Raw genomic sequence first — 24,616 nt, forward strand, 5'->3', positions numbered from 1 at the left:
ATGCAAAAACCATCGTACGTTCCATTGATTATACTGGCCGCAGTCAGTTTATTGGGAGCTTTTATGCCGAATTTGCCTACGCAGATTCACACGGAAGGACTTGATACTGGCGACATTGCCTGGATGATCGTTGCTTCGGCATTTGTATTGCTGATGACTCCTGGTCTGGCGTATTTTTACGGCGGAATGGTAAATGCCAAAAACGTAATCTCTACCATGTTCCAGAGTTTCATTGGCATGGGGGTAATTTCGGTACTCTGGGTGGTCGTTGGCTTTAGTATTGCCTTTGGAGACTCAGTAAAAATTGGCGATTACGGTTTTTTTGGTAACCCCGCTACCTTCTTTATGTGGAAGGGTGTTCTGGACGGCAAGCCCTGGTCACTGGCACCAACCATTCCGCTGGCTTTGTTTGCATTATTCCAGTTGAAGTTTGCCGTTATTGCTCCGGCACTGGTAACAGGCTCCATGGCTGAGCGGATTAACTTCCGTAGCTACGTGCTGTTCATGATCTTGTTTAGCGTTTTCGTGTACAGCCCTCTGGCACACATGACCTGGCACCCCGAAGGCTTCCTGGCTAAATTAGGTGTTCTGGATTTCGCCGGCGGTACTGTTGTACACATGTCGGCAGGTTGGGCTGCTTTAGCAGGAGCCATCTACCTGAAACGCCGCAAGTCACACATGGAAGCAAATTTCCTTCCTCCCGCAAACATCCCATTCGTACTGTTAGGTACGGCTCTGTTATGGGTAGGTTGGTTTGGTTTCAACGCTGGTTCAGCGGTAGCCGCTTCACCTTTAGCCGTTTCAGCTTTCGCCACTACTAACTTTGCTGCTGCAACTGCTGGTTTAGCCTGGGTATTATTCGATGCAGCGAAAGGTAAGAAAGTATCTTCCTTAGGTTTCTGTATTGGTGCGGTAGTAGGTCTGGTAGCTATTACGCCTGCGGCTGGTTTCGTGACGGTTCCTGTAGCTCTGTTCATTGGTACTGTAGCAGGTATTGTTTCTAACTACTTCGCTCACCTGAAAGCTAAAGGTGCTCTGGATGATACACTTGACGTATTCCCTTGCCACGGTATTGGTGGTATGGTTGGTATGATCATGACGGGTATCTTCGCTACGAAATCGGTGAACTCCGCAGTAGCAGTAGATGGTCTGGCGTATGGTCCTTTCGACACGTTTAAAGCTCACATGATTGCACTGGTGATCGTATCAGTATTTGCTTTTGTAGTTTCTTACTTCCTGTTATGGGTAACGGATAAAATCCTTCCTCTGCGTGTAACGGAAGAAGATGAGAAAACAGGTCTGGACGTAAGCCAACACGATGAATTTTTAATCGAGGCTTAGTCCTCATACCCCCAGCAAATCCACCGGTTTTCCGGTGGTTTTGTTGCATAGAATACGAAGGGAGCCCTGCATTGCGGGGCTCCCTTTTTATATAATTGCCAGAAAATCAGTATTAATAGTGAGCTTCAATCATCTGGGGTTCTTCCACTTCCACCAGGCCATTTTCAGCAATGGTAGTTAATTGAACGGTCTTGATCTCATTAATCAGCAAGGGATCGTATTGAGCGGTGATGCGGACGTAATTCTCGGTCCAGCCCTGCATCTGACCGTTTTCAATTTCCTCTTCGAAAAGAACCTGTAACGTATTCCCTAATTGGGTTTCGTAGAAGGCCCGACGTTTTTTATCGGATAGAATATGAAGCATTTTCGAACGCTCCGCTCGTTGAGAACCGGGTACGGCGGGCTTAATCGTTAATGCAGTCGTATTGGGACGTTCGGAGTACGTAAATACATGTAAGTAAGAAATGGGTAACTCCTGTAAGAACTGATACGTTTCCAGAAATAACTCCTGGGTTTCGCCGGGATGTCCCACAATTACATCAACGCCAATACAGGCTTGGGGCATTAATTCTTTAATTTTTGCCACCCGATCAGCATATAGTTCACGTTTGTAGCGACGTTTCATGTAGCCGAGCACTTTGTTACTGCCCGACTGAAGAGGAACGTGAAAGTGTGGAACAAAACGTTTGGAGGTACTGATGAATTCCAGAATTTCGTCGGTCAATAAATTGGGTTCGATGGATGAAATACGGAAACGGTCAATCCCTTCTACGTCATCCAGAGCTTTTACCAAATCAGCAAATCGCTCATGGCGAATACCGTTCTGAATACCAAAGTCACCAATATTAACACCCGTTAGTACGATTTCTTTCACGCCACGTTCGGCAATTTCGTGGGCTGCCTTCAATACATTCTCAATGGTATCACTACGGCTAGCCCCGCGAGCCAGGGGAATGGTGCAATAGGAGCAAGGGTAATCGCAACCGTCCTGTACTTTGAGGAACGTACGGGTACGATCGTTCAGACTATAGCTGGCGTGATAATCCACCACTTCTTCGATATTCGAGTTATAAACCCGAGCCTCACCCGTAGGTTCTTTCTGAAATTCGTCGAGTAATTCTACCAGCCGAAATTTTTCGGCAGCACCCAAAACAGCATCTACACCAGGAATGGTAGCAATTTCCTGCGGTTTCAACTGGGCATAACAACCCACAATCGCCACGTAACCGTCGGGATTAATCCGTTGAGCTTCGCGAACGATTTTCTTACACTTCTTGTCCGCGTTATCGGTAACGGAACAAGTATTAATAATGAAGATATCTGGATTCTGATTGAACTCGACGCGTTGATACCCTTTCTCTTCGAAATTCCGGGCAATGGTCGACGTTTCAGAAAAGTTAAGTTTACAACCTAAGGTATAAAATGCTACTTTTTTCATGGAATCATCCCGCTTATGGGAAGAATAAAAGGCGTAAAACTCCTGACGAGTTCCGCTGGTTGCTCATATAAGTTGCAAAAATACCTAATTTGTTCAGTTTGAGCTAATAAAAAAGCCTCCGATGTGAGTCGGAGGCTTTCGGTAATCTATATCAAAGCAGATTATTCTGCACTTTTAACCGTTTTGATGATACGGGCAGCTACTTTGTAAGGATCTGCTGCTGAGTTTGGACGACGATCTTCTAACCAGCCTTTCCAACCACGTTCAACCGTAGCGATGGGGACACGGATCGAAGAACCACGGTCAGAGATACCCCAAGAGAATTTGTTGATGGCAGCTGTTTCGTGCTTACCAGTCAAACGCAGGTGGTTATCAGGACCGTATACCGCTACGTGCTCTTTCACTACAGGACGGAAAGCTTCGAGTACTGTTTCGTAAGCTTCGCGGCTACCTGCGGTACGAAGTAACGTGTTAGAGAAGTTAGCGTGCATACCTGAACCGTTCCAATCCAGAGCTCCCAGGGGTTTGCAATGCCAGTTGATCACTACGTTATATTTTTCACCTACGCGTTCCAGCAGGTAACGAGCCACCCACGTTTCATCACCAGCTTGTTTAGCACCTTTGGCGAATACCTGGAATTCCCACTGACCTAAAGCTACCTCTGCGTTGATACCTTCTACGTTCAGACCAGCCTCAAGGCAAAGCTCAAGGTGTTCTTCGATAATCTCGCGACCTACGGCCTTACCAGCACCTACGCTGCAATAGTATGGGCCTTGAGGAGCTGGGTATCCACCTGCTGGGAAGCCCAGAGGTTTGTTAGTTTCGGGATCCCACAGGAAGTATTCCTGCTCGAAACCGAACCAGAAATCATTATCATCGTCATCGATCGTAGCACGACCGTTAGACTCGTGTGCAGTACCATTTGCATTCAAGACTTCGCACATTACCAACCAACCATTGCCACCTAAACGGGCAGGATCCTTGCAAACAAATACTGGCTTAAGCAAACAATCAGAAGAGCGACCTGGAGCCTGTTCGGTGGAGCTGCCATCGAAAGACCACATATCGAGGTCTTCTAGTTTGCCTGAAAAATCATCAACAATTTTAGTCTTGCTGCGGAGGCTTTGCATGGGCTTGTATCCGTCGAGCCAGATATACTCCAATTTAGCTTTTGCCATGGTTTTGTTATATAAGTAGTATGAAACGATTCGTTCGATTGACGGGTCAAATCTAAGTCGATAATGAGTACTTTTCCAAATCATTATTTGGCATATTCTTACTTTTTATGTTAAAATGTTTTGAATTATTTGAAATGTACAATAATATCTTTATTTTGTTAATATATATTTTTCATTACACCTCATTTTTCTAGAAAAAATCATCAAATGGATGAATTTTTGGGTAAATCCATTAAATTTTAACCTGTTTTTAACAAAATACCCCACTTTTTAAGGGTTAGGCATTAAAAAGTCACTCTCCATTTTTTAATAGATGAATTTAGTAACTATGCTCTTAGTGCAAGAGTGAAATTGTATTTTACCAAGAGGATAGGTAAGGAAGAATTAATTTTTTGCAGATTTGCATTTCAGCCACCGTTCCTAATTTATTTAGAGCCAGGTTGAAACCTCTTTATAATGTAATACCCCGACTCTAATTACCATTCTATGGCATTAGCACGTTTTAAAGCATTAAGCCTTGCTCAGTCCCGACAGTTGCCCACGGTAAAGGTACCCTCTGAAAAAGTTACGGAGTATTTTGGCAGCTTAACCTTCAATGAAGAAGCCATGCGGTCTCTGTTGAGTCCGGAAACTTTTCAAAGGATCACGAAGTCGATTAAAGAAGGACACAAAATAGACCGCGATACCGCCGATGAAGTGGCCGCCGCCATGAAGTCATGGGCCTTGTCGAAAGGAGCTTCTCACTATACCCATTGGTTTCAGCCTCTGACCGGAACTACTGCCGAAAAGCACGATGCTTTCTTTGATATTGTTCCCGGAACGGGTAAAGCCATTGAGAAATTCAAAGGCTCCGCTCTGGTTCAGCAGGAACCGGATGCCAGTTCATTCCCGAACGGTGGTATTCGCAGTACATTTGAAGCCCGTGGGTATTCAGCCTGGGACTCTTCGTCGCCTGCTTTCATTCTGGAAAACTCCGCAGGTACGTCTACACTTTGTATCCCCAGTGTATTTGTAGCCTATACGGGCGAAGCTCTGGATTACAAAACACCATTACTGAAGTCGATTGAACTCATTGACAAAGCGGCCACGAAAGTCATGAGTGAGTATTTCGACCGTAACACCGAAAAAACAATCCCGACGCTGGGAGCAGAGCAGGAATACTTCTTGGTAGATGAAGCTCTGTTTAATGCTCGGCCTGACTTATTAATGGCTGGACGTACCGTTTTCGGGCATTCTCCCGCCAAAGGTCAGCAACTGGAAGATCATTACTTCGGTTCAATCCCTCCTCGCGTGAACGCCTTTATGGTTGATTTCGAGGTGGAAGCTCAGCGTTTAGGTATTCCCGTTCGCACGCGTCATAACGAAGTGGCTCCCGCTCAGTTTGAGGTGGCTCCCACGTTTGAGGAAGTAAATCTGGCTTGTGACCATAACGCCTTATTGATGGACCTGATGCAGAAAATTGCGTCCCGTCACAAATTCAAGGTGTTATTCCACGAAAAGCCATTCGCCGGAATTAACGGTTCAGGGAAACATAATAACTGGTCATTGGCGACAGATACGGGTATTAACGTATTGGGTCCCAGCACAAAACCCAAAGAAAGCCTGCGTTTTGTTAGTTTCCTGGTCTGCGTAGTAAAGGCCGTACACGACCACGCCGATCTTTTACGGGCAACCATTGCTACGGCGGGTAACGAACACCGTCTCGGAGCCAATGAAGCACCTCCGGCCATCATGTCGGTATTCCTGGGTTCTGAATTAAGCCGAGTGATTGATACCATCGAGAACATGCCTCTAATGACCGAGTTCAAGCTCGAAAAAGGAGATAACGTGTATCTGAAACTGGGTATTAATAAAGTTCCTTCGTTGTTACTCGATAACACCGACCGTAATCGTACGTCGCCCTTCGCTTTCACGGGTAACAAATTTGAATTCAGAGCCGTAGGTTCTTCGGCAAACTCGGCGTCTGCCATGACGATTCTGAATACGATCGTTGCTGATCAGTTAATTCAGTTCCGTAAGGATGTCGATGAGTTAATTAATACCGACCTGAAGAAAGAGCTGGCGATTGTTGAAGTATTGAAAAAATACATTACCTCTTCTAAACGCATCATTTTCGAAGGAAACGGTTACTCGGATGACTGGGTAGTAGAAGCCGAACGTCGTGGGCTCTCAAACATTCGTTCAGCTCCAGAAGCTCTGGCGGTTTATACTCGAAAAGAAGTAGTTGACCTCTTTGAAAAATACGGAATCTTTACGGAGAAAGAACTGCACGCCCGTTACGAAATCGAGCTGGAGAATTACATCAAGAAAATTCAGATTGAATCCCGCGTCATTGGTGATCTGGCCATTAACCACATTATCTCCACGGCTCTGAAGTATCAGACCAAACTGGTGGAAAACGTGAAAGGTCAGAAAGACATCGGCATCGAAGAGAAGTATTACGCTCCAACGGTAGAAACGATCAAACGTATTGCAGAACATACGGCTCAGATTCAGATTCTGGTGGATGAAATGACTGAAGCCCGTAAAAAGGCAAATGCCATTACCGACAGCGAAGAACAGGCCAGACTTTACGGAACTGAAGTGAAGGATTACTTCGAAAAAATTCGTTATAACGTCGATAAGCTGGAACTAATCGTGGATGACGACGAATGGCCACTGGTGAAATACCGTGAGCTTTTAATGCTTCGCTAATTCGCTTTTTAGTTAAAAAATAGGAAAAAGCCCGCAGACATTGCGGGCTTTTTTTTCGTACTTTGGCTTTCAAACCAATGCATAACTAATATGCCGACTGCAGAAAACTCCGGCTACGACTCATCAGCTATTCAGCAATTGAAAGAAGAAATCCGCCAGGGCGGCCATTCTTTTGTTTACACCGAAGACCCTGATCTGGACGAACCCATGGGAGATGAATATGCTCACTTTCAATTTGTTGGCAACCATGAAGGGAAGGAAGTGATTTTTGACGCGGTGTTATACACGCTTCGCCTGCACCACAGTAGTCTGGTGTACGAAGAAGCGGAACGCCGGGCCACGCAGGAACACCCACTCTACGTTCCTATTGATCAGCGTGATGAAACCTATCAGGCTAATGATGAGATTGACGAAGAAGTGGAATTACTGATTACGGAAATTATTGAAGAGATTGAGGAAAACGAGGAAATCAAAGTAACCGAGCACTTGGAAACGGAAGTAAACCCCGAAGAAGGTACGGTTGAGCTGGACGTTTGCCTGAATGTAGAGGTATTGAACGACCAGGTGATTGAGCAATTCGTTTCAGAATTCACGTCAGGGCAGTTAGAGCTGGACCCTACATTGTATTCCTTCCACAGTCTGGACGAAGAGGAATAATCCTTATTAGTATGGATCAGTGAATGGTGACACTGATCATCATTCACTGATTACTAGAGCATGCATTTATTTTTTGAATCAGAAATTCAGGAACACCTGTATCTATCGGAAGAAGAGTCACGTCACGCCGTGAAAGTATTGCGATTGGGTACGGGCGATATTATAAAAATTGTTGATGGCAAAGGGAGTTTTTACGAGGCAGCAATCGTAAACCCTAATCCCAAACGCTGCTCTGTACAGATTCGGTCCGAACAACGGGAAGAGACACGTCCGTATTCGATCCATCTGGCGATTACGCCAACTAAAGATTTGGATCGGATTGAATGGATGCTGGAAAAATGCGTGGAAGTGGGCGTTAGCCGCGTAAGCTTTATTCTAACCAAACGTACGGACGAACGTTACTGGAAGGGCAAATCTATTAATCTGGAACGCTTGCAGAAAATTGCCGTTTCTGCCCTGAAACAATCCCTGAACTTGACTTTACCAGCGGTAGAAGGGCTTGTTCCATGGAAGGATTTTCTGAATCAGGTAAGGTTAGGTAGTCAGAAGTTCATAGCTCACCTGGAAGATGATGACCGGAAATTGCTGAAAACGGAAATCATTCCGGGTAAAGATTACGTTATATTGATCGGACCGGAGGGAGACTTTACCGCTTCGGAAATTGAAGAGGCAAAAAGGGCTGGGTTTCTGTCGGTGAGTTTAGGAAACAGTCGCTTACGAACCGAAACGGCGGGCCTTATAGCCGTACACACGCTTGATTTGATGAATCAGTAAAGCCTATGAATCTGAAACGGATTGCTGGAAATGTGTTGATTATCATCTGCTTGATGAGTCTGAATACCTGGGCTCAGCAGGCTTCGCTACGAATTGCCCGCTTGAAATACGGGGGGGGGGGCGATTGGTATGGTAATAAAACTTCATTACCCAATCTGATCAAATTCTGCAATCAGAACTTGAAAACCAATCTGGCGGCGGAGGAAGATATTGTTGAGCCGGGGAGTCCTGAACTCTTTAATTACCCCTTTGTGCACATGACTGGGCATGGGAATGTAGTATTCACTGAATCCGAAGCTCAAAATATACGTAAGTATCTGATAGCGGGAGGATTCCTGCATATTGACGATAACTACGGACTGGAAAAGTTCGTCCGTAGAGAAATGAAAAAAGTTTTTCCTGAGCTAAATTTTGTCGAGTTACCTTTTAATCATCCCCTATACAAGGCGAAGTTTCCTTTTCCCGCGGGCTTACCCAAAGTGCACGAACACGATGGCAAGTCGCCGCAGGGCTGGGGATTAATCTGGCAGGGAAAACTGGTCTGTTTCTTTAGTTACGAATGTGACTTAGGAAATGGCTGGGAAGATCAAAGTGTGTATAACGACCCCGAAACCGTGCGGCAGCAAGCCTTGCGAATGGGAGCCAATTTGGTTTATTACGCCATGACCACTTTATAATTCTGGAAATGTATAGTATGAAAAATTTTTTGAATATTTTATAAACATTTGCAACTATCCTGCTAAAGCTGGAGTTTGATTCTTAACTTTGTCACTGGTACAATTTTAATTCTGCCGAAATGCAACTAATTATTCCAACATTTATTATTCACTGGTACCTGTCGCTGTTCAGCCAGACCTTCTTTTTGCATCGTTACTCTGCTCATAAGATGTTTACGATGAATAAGTTTTGGGAACGCTTCTTCTACTTGCTTACGTACATCTCGCAAGGTTCGAGTTACCTGAGTCCTAAAGGGTATGCGATCCTTCACCGGATGCACCACGCGTTTAGCGATGGTCCAAGAGATCCTCACTCACCTCACAACTCAAGCAACGCTTTCACGATGATGTGGAAGACGAAAGACATTTATAACGCGATTCTTTTTGGTAAAACCAAAATTGAACCACAATTTGATCGTAACTATCCTTACTGGAACACCATTGAGAAAATCGGTGATTCATGGATTTCCCGCATCGGCTGGGGTACGGCTTATTCTTTGGTTTACATTGCTGCTTTCATCTGGTTTGATATGCACTGGGCGTTTTTCTTCCTGTTGCCTATTCACTTCCTGATGGGCCCCGTTCACGGTGCAATCGTAAACTGGAGTGGTCACAAATACGGTTACCAGAACTACGATAACAACGATAAGTCTCGTAACTCACTGATTCTGGATTTCCTGATGATGGGTGAATTATTCCAGAACAACCACCACAAGTTACCTAACCAGGTAAACTTTGCTTCAAAATGGTTTGAATTTGATCCTACCTATCCGGTAATCAAGACGCTCCACTGGATGCGTATCATCCGCTTGAAGCCTGTCAAAGCTAAAGAATTACAGGAAGTGGAAGCTTAATTAAAAAGTTACCAATAAAAAAAGGACGATTCGTATGAGTCGTCCTTTTTTATTGGAATAATCGAGAGGTTATAAGTGAACTCTTCTATTTGCCTTACGCAGTCGCTCGGCTCTAGCCGAGTGACGCTATAACTGGTAGGCCTCTGGCCGATGTTCACCAGCCTGTTTCTGTTGGAGAAAGATGTTATCTGGCCCATTATGGGTTCGCATCCTACCGGCCAGAGGCCTAGAGCTAGGTGGTCACTCGGCTTTAGCCGAGCGACTGCGGGGGATTTCCAAGTAGAGACGCGACTTTATCGCGTCTGGGTAAGAGGCGATTTTTACCTTACGCCGAGCTTGGTGTTTCACTAGCCTCGGTTTGCGTACAAACGACTAGTGGACTGGTGGGACACCAGCCATGGTGGGGAGAGCCAGACGCGATTTTAACCTTTATGCAAACGGTGGTTGGTGAGACACCAACCAGGGCAGAGAAGCCAAACACGACTTTTTAACTTTTACGCCTTGGTTGGTGTCTCACCAATCACTATTTGCATACAAATGATTGGGGTACTGATGAGACACCAGCTATGGCAGAAACCGACGCTAAGCTATTTCTTCTACAAAACCTCCTAGTAGTAATAGCCTGACTTAGATCAGCTTGCGGTTTGGATCGAAGTTTTCCAGATAATCTGACACTCGTTTGACAAACTGACCTCCCAGTGAGCCATCAACAATGCGGTGATCATAAGAGTGAGAGATAAACATCTTTTGACGGATCGCAATTACATCACCTTCGGGCGTTTCGATAACTGCTGGTTTTTTCTGAATAACGCCGAAAGCCATGATTGCTACCTGAGGTTGCAGAATGATAGGTGTCCCCATGATGTTTCCAAAAGAACCAATGTTTGAAACGGTATAGGTTCCATCTACCAGATCTTCCGCCTTGAGTTTGTTCTCACGAGCCCGTTTCGTCAAATCGTTGATCTTCTTGGTTAAGCCAACCAGATTGTATTGATCCGCGTTATGAATCACAGGAACGATCAGATTACCATTGGGAAGAGCAACGGCCATACCTACGTTAACCGCTTTCTTGACCAGAATTTTATCTCCTTCGACGGAGCTGTTAATCATCGGAAAATCTTTAATCGCCTTCACCACGGCTTCAATTAATAAAGGCGTGTAGGTCAGATTCTCACCGTATTCTTTCTGAAACTGACCCTTCATCCGATCTCTCCAGCGAGAAAGCGTGGTCATGTCCGTTTCAACGAAGCTGCTTACGTGAGGAGCGATGCGTTTGGAATCCACCATTCGTTCGGCGATAATCTTCCGCATCCGATCCATTTCAACAATCTCTACAGTACCGCTACTAACGCTTACGGGTTTAGGAGCATTGGCAGGGGCTGGCGTTGGTGCCGCAACGGGTTGGGGTGTTTCAGGAGTAGGCTTCTGGGCAGGTCTATTGGCCACGTAATCCAGAATATCATTCTTGGTTACCCGACCGTCAGCTCCAGTCCCAGGAATCGCATTGAGCTCTTCCATAGAAATACCTTCCTTCTCGCAAATAGTGAGAACTAAAGGGGAGTAGTAACGACCCTGAGTAGCGGGTGTTTCGAAACGCGGGCCGAGTGAAGCCGCTGCCGAGTGAACAGAACTTTCCAGGAAACTGGCTACTTCCTCTGGACTGCTGTTTTCATCCAGAGTAGGGGGCTCCGGTTTCGCTTCAGGAGTAGCCACTCCCGTACTTTCCATGCGGCAAATGGGTTTGCCAATAACGGCAACCTGACCTTCCTGAATCAAAATCTCCTTCAAAATACCTGTATGCGTAGAAGGAATTTCGGTATCTACTTTGTCCGTTGCTACTTCCAGCAGAGGCTCATCTATTTCCACGTGATCGCCGGGCTTTTTCAGCCAGGTTAATACGGTTGCTTCGTGGATACTTTCGCCCATGGCAGGCATGAGAATCTCAGTCATAAGAAAACTGTGTTTATAAAACGACGATGAATTCTTGATTCAAAGTCATTTCAGCAATTAATCCAAAGGAATATTGAGCAGAACCTTTCTTAATACATTCAGCAGGGAAATAGCCGACTGATGAATGTTCTGTTCACGGGTTCCTCCGAGGGTGAGCTTTTTGGTAATCGTTTGTTGAGGCGTAGCCAGAGCAATCCAGACGGTACCCACGGGTTTTTCGGCAGTGCCGCCATCAGGGCCAGCTATTCCACTGGTTGCGAGTCCAAAGGTAGTCTGAAAACGTTTACGAACGCCTTCGGCCATTTCACGAATGGTTTCTTCGGAGACTGCTCCGTGGGCAAGCAGCGTTTGTTCCTGAACGCCCAGCGTGTGCATTTTGGCTTCGTTGGAGTAACTTACCACGCCACCCTCAAAATACGCTGAACATCCTGGAATCTTGGTAATCAGGTGGGAAAGGTACCCTCCAGTGCAGCTTTCCGCCGCTGAGAGGCTCTGTCCTGATTTTTTCAGTAACTCAGCAACGACGTCTTCAAACTCATCCGAATCGTAGCCAAAAACGTAGGGGGAAATTAAAGGTAAAACTTTTATTACCTGTTCCTGGACTTCTTTTTCCAGAACATCCACGTTTGTTCCCGTAGCGGTGAGTCGCAGCTTTACCATGCTCATGGAAGGCAGATAAGCCAGCTTGATGTGCGAAGGGAGGGCGTCTTCCCAGGCTTCAATTCGCTCCGCCAGAAAGGACTCCCCAATCCCAATCGTTTTGATCATTTTATGATAAATGACGGGTAATTCGAATGATTGCTTCAGGCGGGGAATGATTTCGTCCGTCATTAAGCCAATCATTTCATGCGGAACGCCAGGTAAGGAAACGAAAATGGTATTACGCTCCTGAAACCACATGCCCGGAGCAGTGCCGCGGGTATTAGGGATGTACGTCGCATTTAAGGGCAGGGCGGCCTGGCCCTTATTAATGTCGGTTATCTCGCGACCTCTTTTCCGGAAAAATTCGGTAACAAATACCAGAGCCTCTTCATGGATAGCCAGACTGGTTCCAAAATATTCGCAAAGGGTTGTTTTCGTGATGTCGTCTTTGGTGGGACCGAGTCCGCCCGTGATAATAACGATGTCCGCTCGTTGTTCGGCCTCGGCCAGAATGCGTAAGATTTCAGACTTATGATCGCCCACGGAGCTTTTTCGAATGGTTCGAACGCCAATGGCTGATAACTCAGCTCCGATCCATTGGGTGTTGGTATCCGTGATTTGTCCAAACAAAATCTCGTCTCCAATCGTAATAATTTCAGCAGTAATGGTATTCATTTTTTCTACGTAAGGAGTCTGTACCAGAAACTAGGAGAGAGGATGACAACATCGTTGATCATCTTCGCTTCATAAAGCTAATCGTAATATCTGGCGGTATGTTTCGATTTTGCTCTAATTTTGCAGCTCAAAACTACATAAAAAGTCTTGACCCAATTTAAAACATCAACCACACGAATCTTTATGAAATCAGTAAAAACATGGGTTGGTAGTCTGTTAGTACTAGGATTGACTACACAAATAGTTCAGGCTCAGACGGATACTACCCAGGCAGCTCCTAAAAAAAGTGGCTGGGGCGGCATTCTTCAAAAGGCTGGAACGATTCTGAATCAAAGTTCCTCGGCAACGGGTTTAGGTTCGGATGAAATTGCCAAAGGTCTTAAGGAAGCTTTAACCGTCGGTATTCGCAATGGTTCCGATCAGGCTTCAAAGACGGATGGTTTCTTTAAAAATTCCTTGATTAAAATTTTATTACCTCCTGAGATTCAGAAGGCTGAAAGTACGTTACGAAGAATTGGTTTAGGAAAACAAGTCGATCAGTTTGTATTAACCCTGAACCGGGGAGCTGAAGACGCGTCGAAGAAAGCATTCCCTATTTTCGTGGATGCGATCACGAAAATGACGATTCCCGATGCCATTAATATATTGAAAGGGGAGAAAAACGCAGCGACGGAATATCTAAAACGTACATCCTTTGATGCTCTTTACAAAGAATTCTCGCCAGTGATTCAGACTTCGATTGAAAAGACGCAGGCCACTAAATATTACGGTACAATCGTAACGAGTTATAATAAATTGCCATTGGTACCTCAGAAATTGAACCCTGATTTGAATGACTACGCCACTCGTAAAGCGATTGATGGGTTATTTAAACTGGTTGAACAGGAGGAGGCGAAAATCCGCGAGAATCCACAGGCCCGGGTGACTGATTTGCTGAAAAAAGTTTTTGGCCAGCAGTAGTTAGGTGCTTAGTTTAATGTATCCGCTGCCAGCTTTTTTGCTGGCAGTACCTTCCCTGATACTTGACTGGTTGCTGCCAGCGAAAAAGCTGACAGCGGAAGAGAAATAGTAACTAATCTCTACAAACAGAACCAACCAACAACTTTCAACAACTAACAAACAACCATAAAGAAGGAACTTATCGAAGGCTTTTGCCCTTTACTAACCTGATTAAATTTTTTGAAACGGGCACGCATGCCATTCATTTATGAAAAAAGCAGAAATCCATTTTGACGTTGAATTAGACGAGAATAACGTTCCCAACAAAATTTACTGGGATGCTTCAGACAACCCAAACGAAGGGCTGAATGACACGCAGGCCGTTTCTATTGCCACCTGGGATCGTTACCACCGGGCAACGATGAAGCTTGATTTATGGACGAAAGACATGGAAGTAGGCGACATGAAGCAATTTTACATTGAAATCATGTCAGGCGTGGCAGATTCTATCATATCAGCCACGGGCGATAAGAAAATGGCCGAGCAAATCCATGACGTTTGCAAAATTCTGAGCCGTAACCTGAAGGCTGAACTCGAAGAGTTACAGCGAAATGGCGGTAAATAATTTATAATAGGTAGTTTGATCGTTTGATAAATTTCGCTTTAGCGATGGAAGCGTTAATTTCATTTCTCAAACTTCAAACGATCAAATTTTCCAATCTTTATGCGGAAACTCAGTTGGGTTTTAGCCTTTCTTATCACCAGTACTTATGCCTTCGGGCAAGGCGTTAACTTTATTCCGGGTAATCTTCGGACGCCTTTCACCCAGGCGAAGACAAAGGGAAAATTAGTTTTCCTGGAAGTGTATTCGCCTACGTGTCACATCTGCGAGAGTTTTATTCCGACCTTTAAAAATGCTTCCGTAGGGAAAGCATTTAATGATCGGTTTGTGAGTTATAAGCTGGACGTCAATACGCCCGAGGCTCAGGCTTTTCTGGCGAAGCAAAACCTGTTTGTTCCGTCCTTACCTTTATTTCTGTTTTTTGATTCGAACGTGAAGCTCATTCACGCTCAAAGTACTGAAAATGCAGTACAACCCTTAGTCGCTCTGGCTAGTAAGGTGGCAGACTCCAAACAACGGGCTCAAAATTATCAGAATCGTTTTCGGCAGGGAGAACGTAATCCCAGTTTTCTGGCAGACTACGGGTATTTTAGCCGTATTATGAAAGATACGGTGAGTAACATTCAGGCCATGCAGGCTTATACGAAAGCACTCAAGCCTGCTGAGTATACGTCGAAAGCCGCGTTTACGGTTATCCAGAAGGTATTACTCGATGCCGAAAATCCCTTGTTTGATTACTTCATGAACCATTTGGCCTTGTATAAGTCGAAATTTCCCGCCGAAGATTTAAAGAAGATCGGTGAGTACATTGTCATGACGACACTATACTCCAGCCGGGCGGCCACTATGAGTCCCGCACGAATTCAGAAATTGGGGTCTTACTTAAATACGCTGGGATTTGATAGAAAATCAATCGAAAATCGAACACTGATTCCTGAACTGAATGCCTTGATCAAAACCCAGCAATGGGCTCAGGTCATTGACCGGGTCAATCAGTACGAGAAGTTAGGAAGTCCGGGACCCGATGAGTTTACGTATTTGGGAAATTACTTAAAAGGTAAGTCACAGAACCCACAGGTAGTACAGAAAGCAACTATGCTGTTAAGCCGGGGGAGAAGATAACACAAACGGCCCGTCACTGCGGGCCGTTTGTTATGTACTCTCTTTCTCAATTAAAACTTGAAGTACTCTTTCGCATTGTTGTAACAAATGTTCTGAACCATCTGGCCGAGCCATTCGGTGTCGGCGGGTAACTCCCCGTTTTCAACGTCATTTCCAATCATATTACAAAGAATACGACGGAAATACTCGTGACGAGGGTAGGATAGGAAACTGCGGGAGTCCGTTAGCATTCCTAAGAAGCGACTCAGCAGGCCCATGTTAGACAGAGCGTTGATCTGCTTCTCCATGCCGTCCTTTTGATCCAGAAACCACCAGCCCGAACCCCACTGAATCTTGCCGGGTGTGCTGCCGTCGTTGAAATTACCGATCATCGTCGCAAACACTTCGTTATCGGCTGGATTGAGGTTATAAAGAATGGTCTTGGCCAGTTTATCGTCGTTATCCAGCATGCCGAGGAAGGTGCTTAACGGACGAGCCTGCCCAAAGTCTCCGATGGAATCCCAACCCGTATCAGGACCCAACTGACGAAGCAGCCGGGCATTGTTATTCCGCAAAGCACCGAGGTGATACTGTTGCGTCCAGCCCTTTTCCCAGTCCATGATGGCAAATTCGAGCAACATGGCAGATTTGAACTTCAGACGTTCTTCTACGGAGGGTAACTGTCCGCTGCGGGCTTTAGCAAAAATCGTACGAATTTCGGATTCTGTATACTCAGCGGTGTACATGTGCTCCAGGCCGTGGTCAGACAAGCGACCACCCAAAGAAGCGAAAAAGTCGTGACGCTGGCGGAGAGCCGCTACGTAATCGTCGTACGTACTGATTGAACTATTGGAAACGCCTTCGATTTTGTCGACGTAAGCATTAAAATCCAACGGATCATCAATCGAAAGCATAGCCTTATCGGGACGGAAGGTCGGTAACACTTTGATGTCAAAACCTTCATTCGCCAATTGCTGGTGAAATTTCAGATCGTCCGATGGATCATCCGTTGTACAAACCGTCTCGACGTTCATCCGGCGAAGCAGGTTCCGCACCGTGTAATCCGGCGTATTCAACAAAGCCGTAGCTTCCTCATAAATCTCTTTAGCCGATTGGCCATTCAGAACGCGATCAATTCCAAAATATCGCTGTAACTCCAGGTGAGTCCAGTGATATAAAGGATTTCTCATGGTATAAGGAACCGTTTCAGCCCATTTCTGGAACTTTTCGAAATCGGTTGCGTCCCCGGTGCAATAGCGTTCCGCCACCCCATTCGTCCGCATGGCACGCCACTTATAATGATCGCCATAAAGCCAGATCTGGGTCAAATTTGCAAAGCTTTTATCCGCAGCAATCTGATCGGGAGGAAGATGGCAATGGTAATCGATTATGGGCATTTCTCGTGCATAATCATGATACAGTACACGAGCGGTTTCAGTTTGGAGGAGGAAATCTTCGCTCAGGAACGGCTTAACAGAGAGTAATGTGGCGTTCATACGAATAGCGTTCTTTTCTGTCAAGACCTGACAAATTCACTCTATCCCTCAAAAAAGTTTCAAAATAAATGAAGATCGGCCCGATCCGGGTTATTTCTTCAGTCGCGTAGGCGAACCGAAATGCAATTGCAGGTAATGGGCGGCGTTTTCATCTCCCAACTGAGCGGCCTGCTCCCAGTCGCGACGAGCGGCGTCCATTTGCTGGAGGCGGTAACGGGCTTCACCCCGAAAACGGAGCACATTTGGATTTTCTGAACGGGAGTGCCAAACGGCCTTATCCAGTTCCAGAAAGGCCTGATCTGATTCGCCGAGTTCTAAATGCGAAAGTCCTTTGTAAAGGAAACATTCCCACTGGGTATTATCGAAAGAAGCGGAATGAGTGAAGTCGTACAGGGCCGAGTAATAGTTGCCGAGGTAATAATTACAAATGCCCCGATAGAGGTAAGCAATGGCTGATTTAGGATAACGATCCACCAGCAAAAAGAAGTAGGCGTGAGCTTCTTCGTATTGCTTGTTCTTTACCAGATCAATACCCTCACTGAAACGCTTCCGGTCCTTATCGGCGGGCGTGTCATGATCTTCCGTGAAATACCGAATAATCACGTAGGGAATGAATAACAGGATCAGGGCAATCGTTTCCATAGTTTCAATTGGGAAGCTGAGCTAGTTCAGCCTGTAATTTTCTGGGTAAACTGGATTTCACCAAGTCGTAGGAATGGTTGGTTAATTCCTTAATGAGCGTATCTGAACTTCCCACAGGACTCGTAACGGTATTCCAGTGTTTTTTATTCATGTGATACCCCGGCTGAATCCAGTCATATTGCTCCCGTAACTCCAATGCCCTTTCGGGATCGCATTTGAGGTTACAGGAGAATGATTCGGTATCCAGTGGGGTTAGGGCAAAAACCTTTCCCATTACCTTATAAACCAAGGTGTCAGGCCCGAAAGGGGTTTCTTCGGTAACGCCCTGCATACGCAGGCAATGCTCACGGAACAATTCTAAATTCACGGGGATGAATTTTTATTAACGAGTAAAAGCCCGTACAATCATCACAATCAAACAAAACAGGAACATCACAATGCTGATCTTGTTGATGCCGTGCATGAGTCTTAAATTGAAGCTATCGGGGCGAGAGGGGTCTTTTTTTCCGAAAACGCGAAAAAAATAACGAAAGGCTTCGCCCAGTTGAAATTGTTTTTTAATGCGATTTTCCATGAAATTCGTTTGGTGTTTTGAGTTTGTAGTTTTGAGTTAGAATTCTGAATGATAGAATACTAGCTACCTCAAACTACTTTAATTTACTCTAAAACGGCTTCGGGTTCTTTCCAGACGCCGTCTTCACGCATAAGTTCGATAAGTTCGTCGAGTGCCCGGTCGGCAGGAACGGAGCGTTTGACCACTTCCTGACCGCGATAAAGAGCAATCTTGTTTACGCCCATACCTACATAACCGTAATCTGCGTCAGCCATTTCACCTGGGCCGTTAACTATACAACCCATAATCCCGATTTTAATTCCCTTGAGGTGGTCTGTTCTTTGTCGAATTCGGGCCGTAGTGTCCTGTAAATCGAATAGCGTACGTCCACAGGAAGGGCAGGAGATATACTCCGTTTTGCTCATCCGGGTACGGGCCGCCTGCAAAATCCCAAACGCCAGTGAGTTTAGAAATTTAGCGTTGTTTTTCTGGAGATCAGCGGAATCAGTCTGTTTTAATAACAAGCCATCGCCTAAGCCATCTACCAGTAAACCCCCACAATCCGTGGCCGCGTAAAGCGTAGTTTGATCTACGGAATCACTGTGTTGCGTCCACTGGGTTACTACGGGCAAATGAATGCGATGTTGGGCTAATTTGAAGAACAAACGACGAAGCTCGGCCATCGCGTGCTTATTCTTCGTTTCAATAACCAGAATGGCGTAAGGATCTTCCTGTAAGTAATTCAGAATATCTCCTTCGCAATCGCTGATTTGTAGTTTTATAAAATGAGTAGCCTGTAAAACGCTGCCATTCAGAATAGTAATGAGGTATTCCTCTTTAGTTAGTAGAGGATAAGTTCGACTCTGATCCTTGAGGGTATTCCAGGTTGTATAATCAATGATTTCTTTCAGTCCATTGGGTAACATGAAAGGAACGGGCCGGGTACCAGAATAGATATAATCGGCTCCGAGGTCGTTCATCGCCCATTTATCGGTAGCTGGTAAATAGAAATGCCCGATGGGTTGTAAATCAGCGGGTTCGCTGATGTCGATTTGAGAATAATCGGCAATTACCCGGGGTACATTTTTCCCGCCAAAGTTTTCAACTTCAGCCGTTATCCGACGCGAGTAACTATAAGGATCGATGGGTAATACGTCAATCGGTTCGATGAAGGAAGCGGTTTCGCTGCGGTTATTATAACGATCGACCAGCGTACGAGCCACGGGAATTTCAAATTCAGGATCTTCCGTTAAGCTTACCCGAACGGTATCTCCCAGACCATCTTCGAGAAGCGTACCGATGCCCATGGCCGATTTGGTACGCCCGTCTTCGCCTTCCCCAGCTTCAGTTACCCCTAAGTGTAGTGGGTAAGGGTTGAGTTTTTCCTCCTGTAACTTTTTGGATAACAAGCGATATGCCTCGACCATTACTTGAGGATTGGAAGACTTCATGGAGATAACGATATTCGTAAAGTTCTCATCTTCACAAATCCGTAAGAATTCCAGAGCCGACTCTACCATTCCTACCGGGGTGTCGCCGTAACGACTCATAATCCGGTCGGATAAAGAACCATGGTTGGTTCCAATTCGCATGGCAGTGCCGTATTCCTTACAAATCCGAACCAGGGGTATGAATTTATCGCGAATCCGCTGAATTTCATCCTGATACGCCTGTTCGGTATAATCAATGATTTCGAAACGCTTTTTATCGGCGTAGTTACCGGGGTTAATCCGCACTTTTTCAACGAGACGAGCAGCTAACTCGGCAGCGTTGGGGGTAAAGTGAATATCCGCACAAATCGGAGTATGGTAACCCCGACGATTCAGTTCTTTTCGAATATTATCTAAATTCTGAGCTTCTTTCACACTCGGAGCGGTAATACGCACGAGTTCACACCCGGCTTCAATCATGCGGATGGATTGTTCCACCGAACCCAGGGTATCCATCGTGTCTACAGTAGTCATGGACTGAACACGAATGGGGTAATCAGAGCCCATCCAGAGATCTCCCACGCGAACCTGTTTGGTGGGTCGACGGGTATAGGAAGTTAATGATTGACTATAGGATGGGCCAGCTGCCATGGAATCAGGCATTTGAAATTCCGATTTTACTTGCATGTACTTAGATAAAAGCTCGTCCTGCAAAGGTAGTGGGGGGCAGGCGTATCCGCGAGTTATTTACTAAAAATATACCTGAATCTTAACGATGGCTCTGGACAAATTGTTCGGCTATTCTTACGCTTATTTTACCTCTCTTCAGATTTATTTTTCTCATTAATAGCTAGAATGAATATTCACTTTTATTTGGTTATGAAGCGATTATCTAATAAAAAGGCCGATTAGTCTGACTAATCGGCCTGTACTTATGGTAACCTATGAATTCTACCAGGAATGTTTTTTATGACCAACCAAGGCATAAAATAAGATATAAGCGTAGCAGAAACCCATCACCCAGAAACCACGTTGAGGGTTACTTTCTCCACCCAAAGCAGCATAAGCCAGTGTAACGAGTCCACCACCGGGGCCAATTCCCATCACTAATAAAGCAGAACCCAACTTTGTGAATTTGCCCAAACCTTTGATCGCCAAAGGGAAAATGGAAGGCCACATCAGAGCATTGGCCAGACCCATCAAAGCGATTGAATAAACGGAAGTGTATCCGTCAGTGAAGATGGCAGATAAGGTAAAAATCAACCCAGCCACTGATGATAATACCAGAGCCTTTTCCTGCTTGATGTATTTAGGAATGGCAATGATACCAATCACATAGCCCACCAGCATGGCTCCTAGTGTCAAAGATGTGAAATACTTGGCTTTATCGAGACTGATACCGATGTTCTTGCCGTACTGAGCAATACCATCTCCTGCAATTACTTCAGCACCTACGTAGAAAACAATAGCAAAAACTCCCAGAACCAGGTTGGGATAGGAAAATACGCTGGTATGGATACTCTTGGCTGTTGTCTCGTCTTCTTCCCCTTCAATTTCGGGTAAATTAGACATTTTAATATACACCGCGACTAATAGCAAAAACACAGCCAGGATGATGTAAGGCATGTTAACCCGGTCACTCATTTCCTGAAGAATTGCATCCATTTCAGCACCAGTTGCCGTTTTTAACTTCGCCTGAAGCTCTTCAGAACCTTTTAACACCAATCCTCCGAGAATAATGGGACTGATAATGCCGGCAATCTTGTTGGCGATACCTACCAGGCTAATCCGTTTGGCAGCACTTTCAATAGGTCCCAATAAGCTGACGTAAGGGTTAACAGCGGTTTGCATCAGGGCCAGGCCCATTCCTTGTACGAATAATCCTAATAAGAATAACCCGAACGTTCTACTTTGTGCCGCAGGAATAAAAAGGAGCGAACCTACGATTACAATACCTAAACTGATAATGATTCCATTCTTAAAGCCGAATTTTTGCAAAATGGATGAAGAAGGAATCGCCAGAAAAAAATACGACATATAAAATGCCGAAGTAACAAAAAACGCCTCAAAGTCGCTGAGCTGGCAAACGATTTGGAGGAAGGGTATTAACGTGCTGTTGGTCCAGGTAATATAACCGAGGGTAAAAAACAGTACACCAATAATAATCAATGGGCCCAGGTACGACTGCTGCGGTTTAGCTGTTTGAGACATAGAAAGTTAGATATAGAATAGGGAGTGTAAGTGCGTTAAGCAGTTGATAAAAGTTCGTGAATTTATAAATAATTTTAATAATTACCTGCATCCAAATGATTGATCTACCAAATATGGTTTGGATTTTATTACAAAAAATAGGGTAAGCAATTAGTTTTTAAGGGATATGGGCAAATTTTACTGAAAAATGATTCGCAAAACCTTCTGGTTGGAACAATTCATCTGACTCATCTTCACCCAAGACTTTTTTGCTTTTTATCGAAAGAAAGGAACATTTGTTCAAAGAGTTCAGTTTCTTTGACACAAGAATTACTCTTTCCTCGAATGGCCGGGCGTTGCTGACAAACTTTCAGACGGCCTCCCATTCAAAGAAACACTAGTAGACAGAAGCCTGTACCTTATGGAAGAAAAGAGAGTTGCCGTGTTCCGAAAGGAACATTTTAATGCTGCTCATCGACTGCATAATCCCAATTGGTCGGATGAAAAAAATAAAGCAGTATTTGGCCTCTGCAATAATCCGAATTATCACGGGCACAACTATGAACTTATTGTGCAGGTGACGGGCTCTGTTGACCCGGAAACCGGATATGTTGTCGATTTAAAATATTTGTCCGATTTAATCAAAACGCACGTGAGTGATCGTTTTGACCACCAGAACTTAAATCTGGACACTGAAGAATTCGCTCAACTCAACCCAACGGCTGAGAATATAGCCATTGTTATCTACGACAAGCTTCGGGCTGAGCTCGATTCAAAGCTTGACTTAAAAATTCGTCTGTATGAAACCGAACGAAATTTCGTTGAATACCCTGTTGTCGGATACTAAGATTACGTTTTCTGATGAAGAACTGGGGGAAGACCACATTGCTACCTCCGTTGATACGCCCCTTCGGGCCGACGCCTTTGAATTGTCCGATGATGAAAAAATCGAAAAGATTCAGGAGCATTTTCGCGAAATCATGTTGACGTTAGGTCTTGATTTGAATGATGATAGCCTGAAAGGCACGCCCAAGCGAGTAGCCAAAATGTACGTAAAGGAAATTTTTAGTGGTTTAGACCCTAAAAATTACCCTTCTACGACGCTTTTTGATAACAAGTACCGCTATCAGGAGATGCTGGTGGAGCGGGACATCCAGTTTTATTCTAACTGTGAGCACCACTTTGTGCCTATTATGGGAAAAGCTCACGTGGCCTATATTTCGAACGGCAAGGTCATTGGTCTTTCGAAACTGAACCGCCTGGTGCAGCACTTCGCCAAACGTCCACAAGTTCAGGAGCGAATGACGATGCAGATTGCTCGTGAATTACAACGTGTATTAGGTACAGAAGACGTAGCGGTAGTCGTTGACGCCAAACACCTTTGCGTTTCGATGCGGGGTATTGAAGATCCTACTTCTTCCACCGTTACCTCTTTCTACGGAGGTAAGTTTGAGGAAGAAAGCAAAAAGCAGGAATTCCTGAAATACTTACAGCTTTAATGCTTATATAGCTAACCATAGGTTCAAACCTATCGGGGTGTTCGTGTGCTCGTTAGCTGTGGCCTAAGAAGTTCATATACAAAAAACGCCTCCAAAAAGTACCTAACTTTCTGGAGGCGTTTTTTGTTAATTAGCAGAGGCTTAATCTCTGACCTACTGCTGGTTATCGGCTTTGTTCTCATCCAGTGCCAGAAGGAAATGCTTCTGATTTAACACCAGATTTTCCCGATTCCACTTGATCTCTTTCATGCAGGGATACTGACGTACGGGACAGTTTTTCAACTGACAATGATGACAACAGGCGGGCAAACAGGGGTCTACGTGAATGAACACTTCAACTCTGGAGTTAAATTCCAGGTCAATAATAGCTTCTACTTCATGCACGGCTGTATGTACCTTTTCCAGATCCCAGTAATACGGTAAGGTCAGGTGACAGTCAATGTGTAAATCGGCTCCGTAATGCTGGATTCTGAGATTATGGATGTCAATCCAGTATTCTTTCCGGTGCTCTTTCAGAATTTCTACGACTCGCTTCACGGTGGCATCGTCTGCTTCGTCCATTAAACCCGCTGCCGATTTTCGAGCAATTTGGAATCCATTGAAAATCAGAATTACGCCAAACACAATCGATATCAGGCGGTCGAGCCAGAGGAAGCCGGATAACAAAACTAGGCCGATTCCGAAAAGCAGGATTAAAGTTGAAAACGCGTCGAGCTGTAAGTGCTTTCCGTCGGCAATAAGCGAAGGAGAGGACTGCTTTTCGCCTTCTTTCTGAACGTAATAACCCACGGCATAGTTAACCACCATCGTGATGGCGACGAGTAACATCCCCGTGTCGAGTTCCTGAAGGGGTTCAGGGTAAATCCACTGACGAATGGCCTGAATAATGATGAAAATTCCCGCAAGCAGAATCAGAACGCCTTCGAGTCCTGCCGAGAAGAATTCAATTTTACCGTGACCGTAAGGGTGATTTAAATCGCTGGGCTGGGAAGCCAGATAGACGCTGTAGGTAGCAAATCCGCTGGCAAGTACGTTGACAATAGATTCCAGAGCATCCGATAAAATGGCACTGGAACCCGTCAGCCACCAGGCTACAAACTTGAGTAGCATCAAAACGACACTTACCCCAAAAGATAACCAGATGAGCTGCTGTTTTTTACTTAATGACATGGCTTTAACAAAAAAATGCCCCCGTTCGTAAACTTGGGCGTGCAAAATTAAGGAT

Annotated in this window: 22 protein-coding genes; 11 read left to right on the plus strand and 11 right to left on the minus strand. The window is 45.0% G+C overall.

Features of this window, described 5'->3' with window-relative positions:
* Window positions 1–1,341 (plus strand): ammonium transporter, encoded by a 1,341-nt coding sequence (locus tag QE357_RS10610; protein WP_106634809.1) that lies wholly within the window; start codon window positions 1–3, stop codon window positions 1,339–1,341.
* Between the two features lie 112 nt (window positions 1,342–1,453).
* Here QE357_RS10610 and mtaB read toward each other — a convergent pair whose 3' ends face one another.
* Both mtaB and QE357_RS10620 read right to left on the minus strand, forming a co-directional pair.
* Window positions 1,454–2,779: a tRNA (N(6)-L-threonylcarbamoyladenosine(37)-C(2))-methylthiotransferase MtaB gene (gene mtaB, locus QE357_RS10615; protein WP_106634808.1), complete on the minus strand. Its 1,326-nt coding sequence runs from the start codon at window positions 2,777–2,779 to the stop codon at window positions 1,454–1,456.
* Window positions 2,780–2,940: 161 nt separating this feature from the next.
* Window positions 2,941–3,957 carry a glutamine synthetase beta-grasp domain-containing protein gene (locus tag QE357_RS10620; protein WP_106635037.1) on the minus strand — a complete coding sequence of 339 codons (1,017 nt, stop codon included), beginning with the start codon at window positions 3,955–3,957 and terminating at the stop codon, window positions 2,941–2,943.
* Between the two features lie 486 nt (window positions 3,958–4,443).
* Between QE357_RS10620 and QE357_RS10625 the strand changes: the two genes are divergently transcribed.
* From QE357_RS10625 to QE357_RS10645, 5 genes are all read left to right on the plus strand, one after another.
* The gene (locus QE357_RS10625) at window positions 4,444–6,651 is read left to right on the plus strand and encodes a glutamine synthetase III (RefSeq protein WP_106634807.1); all 2,208 of its coding nucleotides are present in this window, start codon (window positions 4,444–4,446) and stop codon (window positions 6,649–6,651) included.
* A 90-nt stretch (window positions 6,652–6,741) separates the two neighbouring features.
* On the plus strand, window positions 6,742–7,308 hold the full coding sequence (locus tag QE357_RS10630; RefSeq protein ID WP_106634806.1) for a hypothetical protein: 567 nt from the start codon (window positions 6,742–6,744) through the stop codon (window positions 7,306–7,308).
* Window positions 7,309–7,368: 60 nt separating this feature from the next.
* Entirely contained in the window at window positions 7,369–8,082 is a 714-nt protein-coding gene (locus QE357_RS10635) for a 16S rRNA (uracil(1498)-N(3))-methyltransferase (protein WP_106634805.1), read from the plus strand.
* A 53-nt stretch (window positions 8,083–8,135) separates the two neighbouring features.
* The gene (locus tag QE357_RS10640) at window positions 8,136–8,759 is read left to right on the plus strand and encodes a DUF4159 domain-containing protein (RefSeq protein WP_309711360.1); all 624 of its coding nucleotides are present in this window, start codon (window positions 8,136–8,138) and stop codon (window positions 8,757–8,759) included.
* A 119-nt stretch (window positions 8,760–8,878) separates the two neighbouring features.
* Complete coding sequence (locus QE357_RS10645) at window positions 8,879–9,652, plus strand: acyl-CoA desaturase (RefSeq protein ID WP_106634803.1); 774 nt, start codon at window positions 8,879–8,881, stop codon at window positions 9,650–9,652.
* A gap of 627 nt (window positions 9,653–10,279) precedes the next feature.
* Here the strand turns inward: QE357_RS10645 and QE357_RS10650 are convergent.
* The gene (locus QE357_RS10650) at window positions 10,280–11,602 is read right to left on the minus strand and encodes a dihydrolipoamide acetyltransferase family protein (RefSeq protein ID WP_309707294.1); all 1,323 of its coding nucleotides are present in this window, start codon (window positions 11,600–11,602) and stop codon (window positions 10,280–10,282) included.
* A gap of 57 nt (window positions 11,603–11,659) precedes the next feature.
* The gene (locus tag QE357_RS10655) at window positions 11,660–12,919 is read right to left on the minus strand and encodes a competence/damage-inducible protein A (RefSeq protein ID WP_309707296.1); all 1,260 of its coding nucleotides are present in this window, start codon (window positions 12,917–12,919) and stop codon (window positions 11,660–11,662) included.
* Between the two features lie 183 nt (window positions 12,920–13,102).
* Between QE357_RS10655 and QE357_RS10660 the strand changes: the two genes are divergently transcribed.
* The 3 genes from QE357_RS10660 (at window position 13,103) to QE357_RS10670 (ending at window position 15,602) form a co-directional block, all read left to right on the plus strand.
* On the plus strand, window positions 13,103–13,879 hold the full coding sequence (locus tag QE357_RS10660; RefSeq protein WP_307143014.1) for a DUF4197 domain-containing protein: 777 nt from the start codon (window positions 13,103–13,105) through the stop codon (window positions 13,877–13,879).
* 247 nt (window positions 13,880–14,126) lie between these two features.
* A complete protein-coding gene (gldC, locus tag QE357_RS10665) occupies window positions 14,127–14,483 on the plus strand; it encodes a gliding motility protein GldC (RefSeq protein WP_307143015.1) in 357 nt (118 codons plus the stop codon).
* A 99-nt stretch (window positions 14,484–14,582) separates the two neighbouring features.
* The gene (locus tag QE357_RS10670) at window positions 14,583–15,602 is read left to right on the plus strand and encodes a thioredoxin family protein (protein WP_309707299.1); all 1,020 of its coding nucleotides are present in this window, start codon (window positions 14,583–14,585) and stop codon (window positions 15,600–15,602) included.
* A gap of 50 nt (window positions 15,603–15,652) precedes the next feature.
* On the opposite strand, the gene uxaC is transcribed toward QE357_RS10670, so the two are convergent.
* The 6 genes from uxaC to QE357_RS10700 all read right to left on the minus strand — a co-directional run bounded on the left by uxaC (window position 15,653) and on the right by QE357_RS10700 (window position 21,913).
* Window positions 15,653–17,077 (minus strand): glucuronate isomerase, encoded by a 1,425-nt coding sequence (uxaC, locus tag QE357_RS10675; protein ID WP_106635035.1) that lies wholly within the window; start codon window positions 17,075–17,077, stop codon window positions 15,653–15,655.
* 90 nt (window positions 17,078–17,167) lie between these two features.
* Window positions 17,168–17,719: a tetratricopeptide repeat protein gene (locus QE357_RS10680; RefSeq protein WP_106634798.1), complete on the minus strand. Its 552-nt coding sequence runs from the start codon at window positions 17,717–17,719 to the stop codon at window positions 17,168–17,170.
* Window positions 17,720–17,723: 4 nt separating this feature from the next.
* Window positions 17,724–18,086 carry an MmcQ/YjbR family DNA-binding protein gene (locus QE357_RS10685; protein ID WP_106634797.1) on the minus strand — a complete coding sequence of 121 codons (363 nt, stop codon included), beginning with the start codon at window positions 18,084–18,086 and terminating at the stop codon, window positions 17,724–17,726.
* 15 nt (window positions 18,087–18,101) lie between these two features.
* Window positions 18,102–18,293 (minus strand): DUF6728 family protein, encoded by a 192-nt coding sequence (locus QE357_RS10690; protein ID WP_106634796.1) that lies wholly within the window; start codon window positions 18,291–18,293, stop codon window positions 18,102–18,104.
* Window positions 18,294–18,376: 83 nt separating this feature from the next.
* The gene (gene ispG, locus QE357_RS10695; protein ID WP_309707304.1) at window positions 18,377–20,389 is read right to left on the minus strand and encodes a (E)-4-hydroxy-3-methylbut-2-enyl-diphosphate synthase; all 2,013 of its coding nucleotides are present in this window, start codon (window positions 20,387–20,389) and stop codon (window positions 18,377–18,379) included.
* 264 nt (window positions 20,390–20,653) lie between these two features.
* Window positions 20,654–21,913: a sugar MFS transporter gene (locus tag QE357_RS10700; protein WP_309707306.1), complete on the minus strand. Its 1,260-nt coding sequence runs from the start codon at window positions 21,911–21,913 to the stop codon at window positions 20,654–20,656.
* Window positions 21,914–22,313: 400 nt separating this feature from the next.
* On the opposite strand from QE357_RS10700, the gene QE357_RS10705 reads away from it, so the two are divergent.
* Window positions 22,314–22,739 (plus strand): 6-carboxytetrahydropterin synthase, encoded by a 426-nt coding sequence (locus QE357_RS10705; protein WP_106634794.1) that lies wholly within the window; start codon window positions 22,314–22,316, stop codon window positions 22,737–22,739.
* The gene (gene folE, locus QE357_RS10710; RefSeq protein WP_307143020.1) at window positions 22,693–23,391 is read left to right on the plus strand and encodes a GTP cyclohydrolase I FolE; all 699 of its coding nucleotides are present in this window, start codon (window positions 22,693–22,695) and stop codon (window positions 23,389–23,391) included. Before QE357_RS10705 ends, folE begins: the two co-directional genes overlap by 47 nt.
* Before the next feature lie 153 nt (window positions 23,392–23,544).
* On the opposite strand, the gene QE357_RS10715 is transcribed toward folE, so the two are convergent.
* A complete protein-coding gene (locus tag QE357_RS10715) occupies window positions 23,545–24,561 on the minus strand; it encodes a cation diffusion facilitator family transporter (RefSeq protein ID WP_106635034.1) in 1,017 nt (338 codons plus the stop codon).
* Between the last annotated feature and the right edge of the window lie 55 nt (window positions 24,562–24,616).

The organism is Siphonobacter sp. SORGH_AS_0500 (genome assembly GCF_031453245.1).
GTDB lineage: Bacteria > Bacteroidota > Bacteroidia > Cytophagales > Spirosomataceae > Siphonobacter.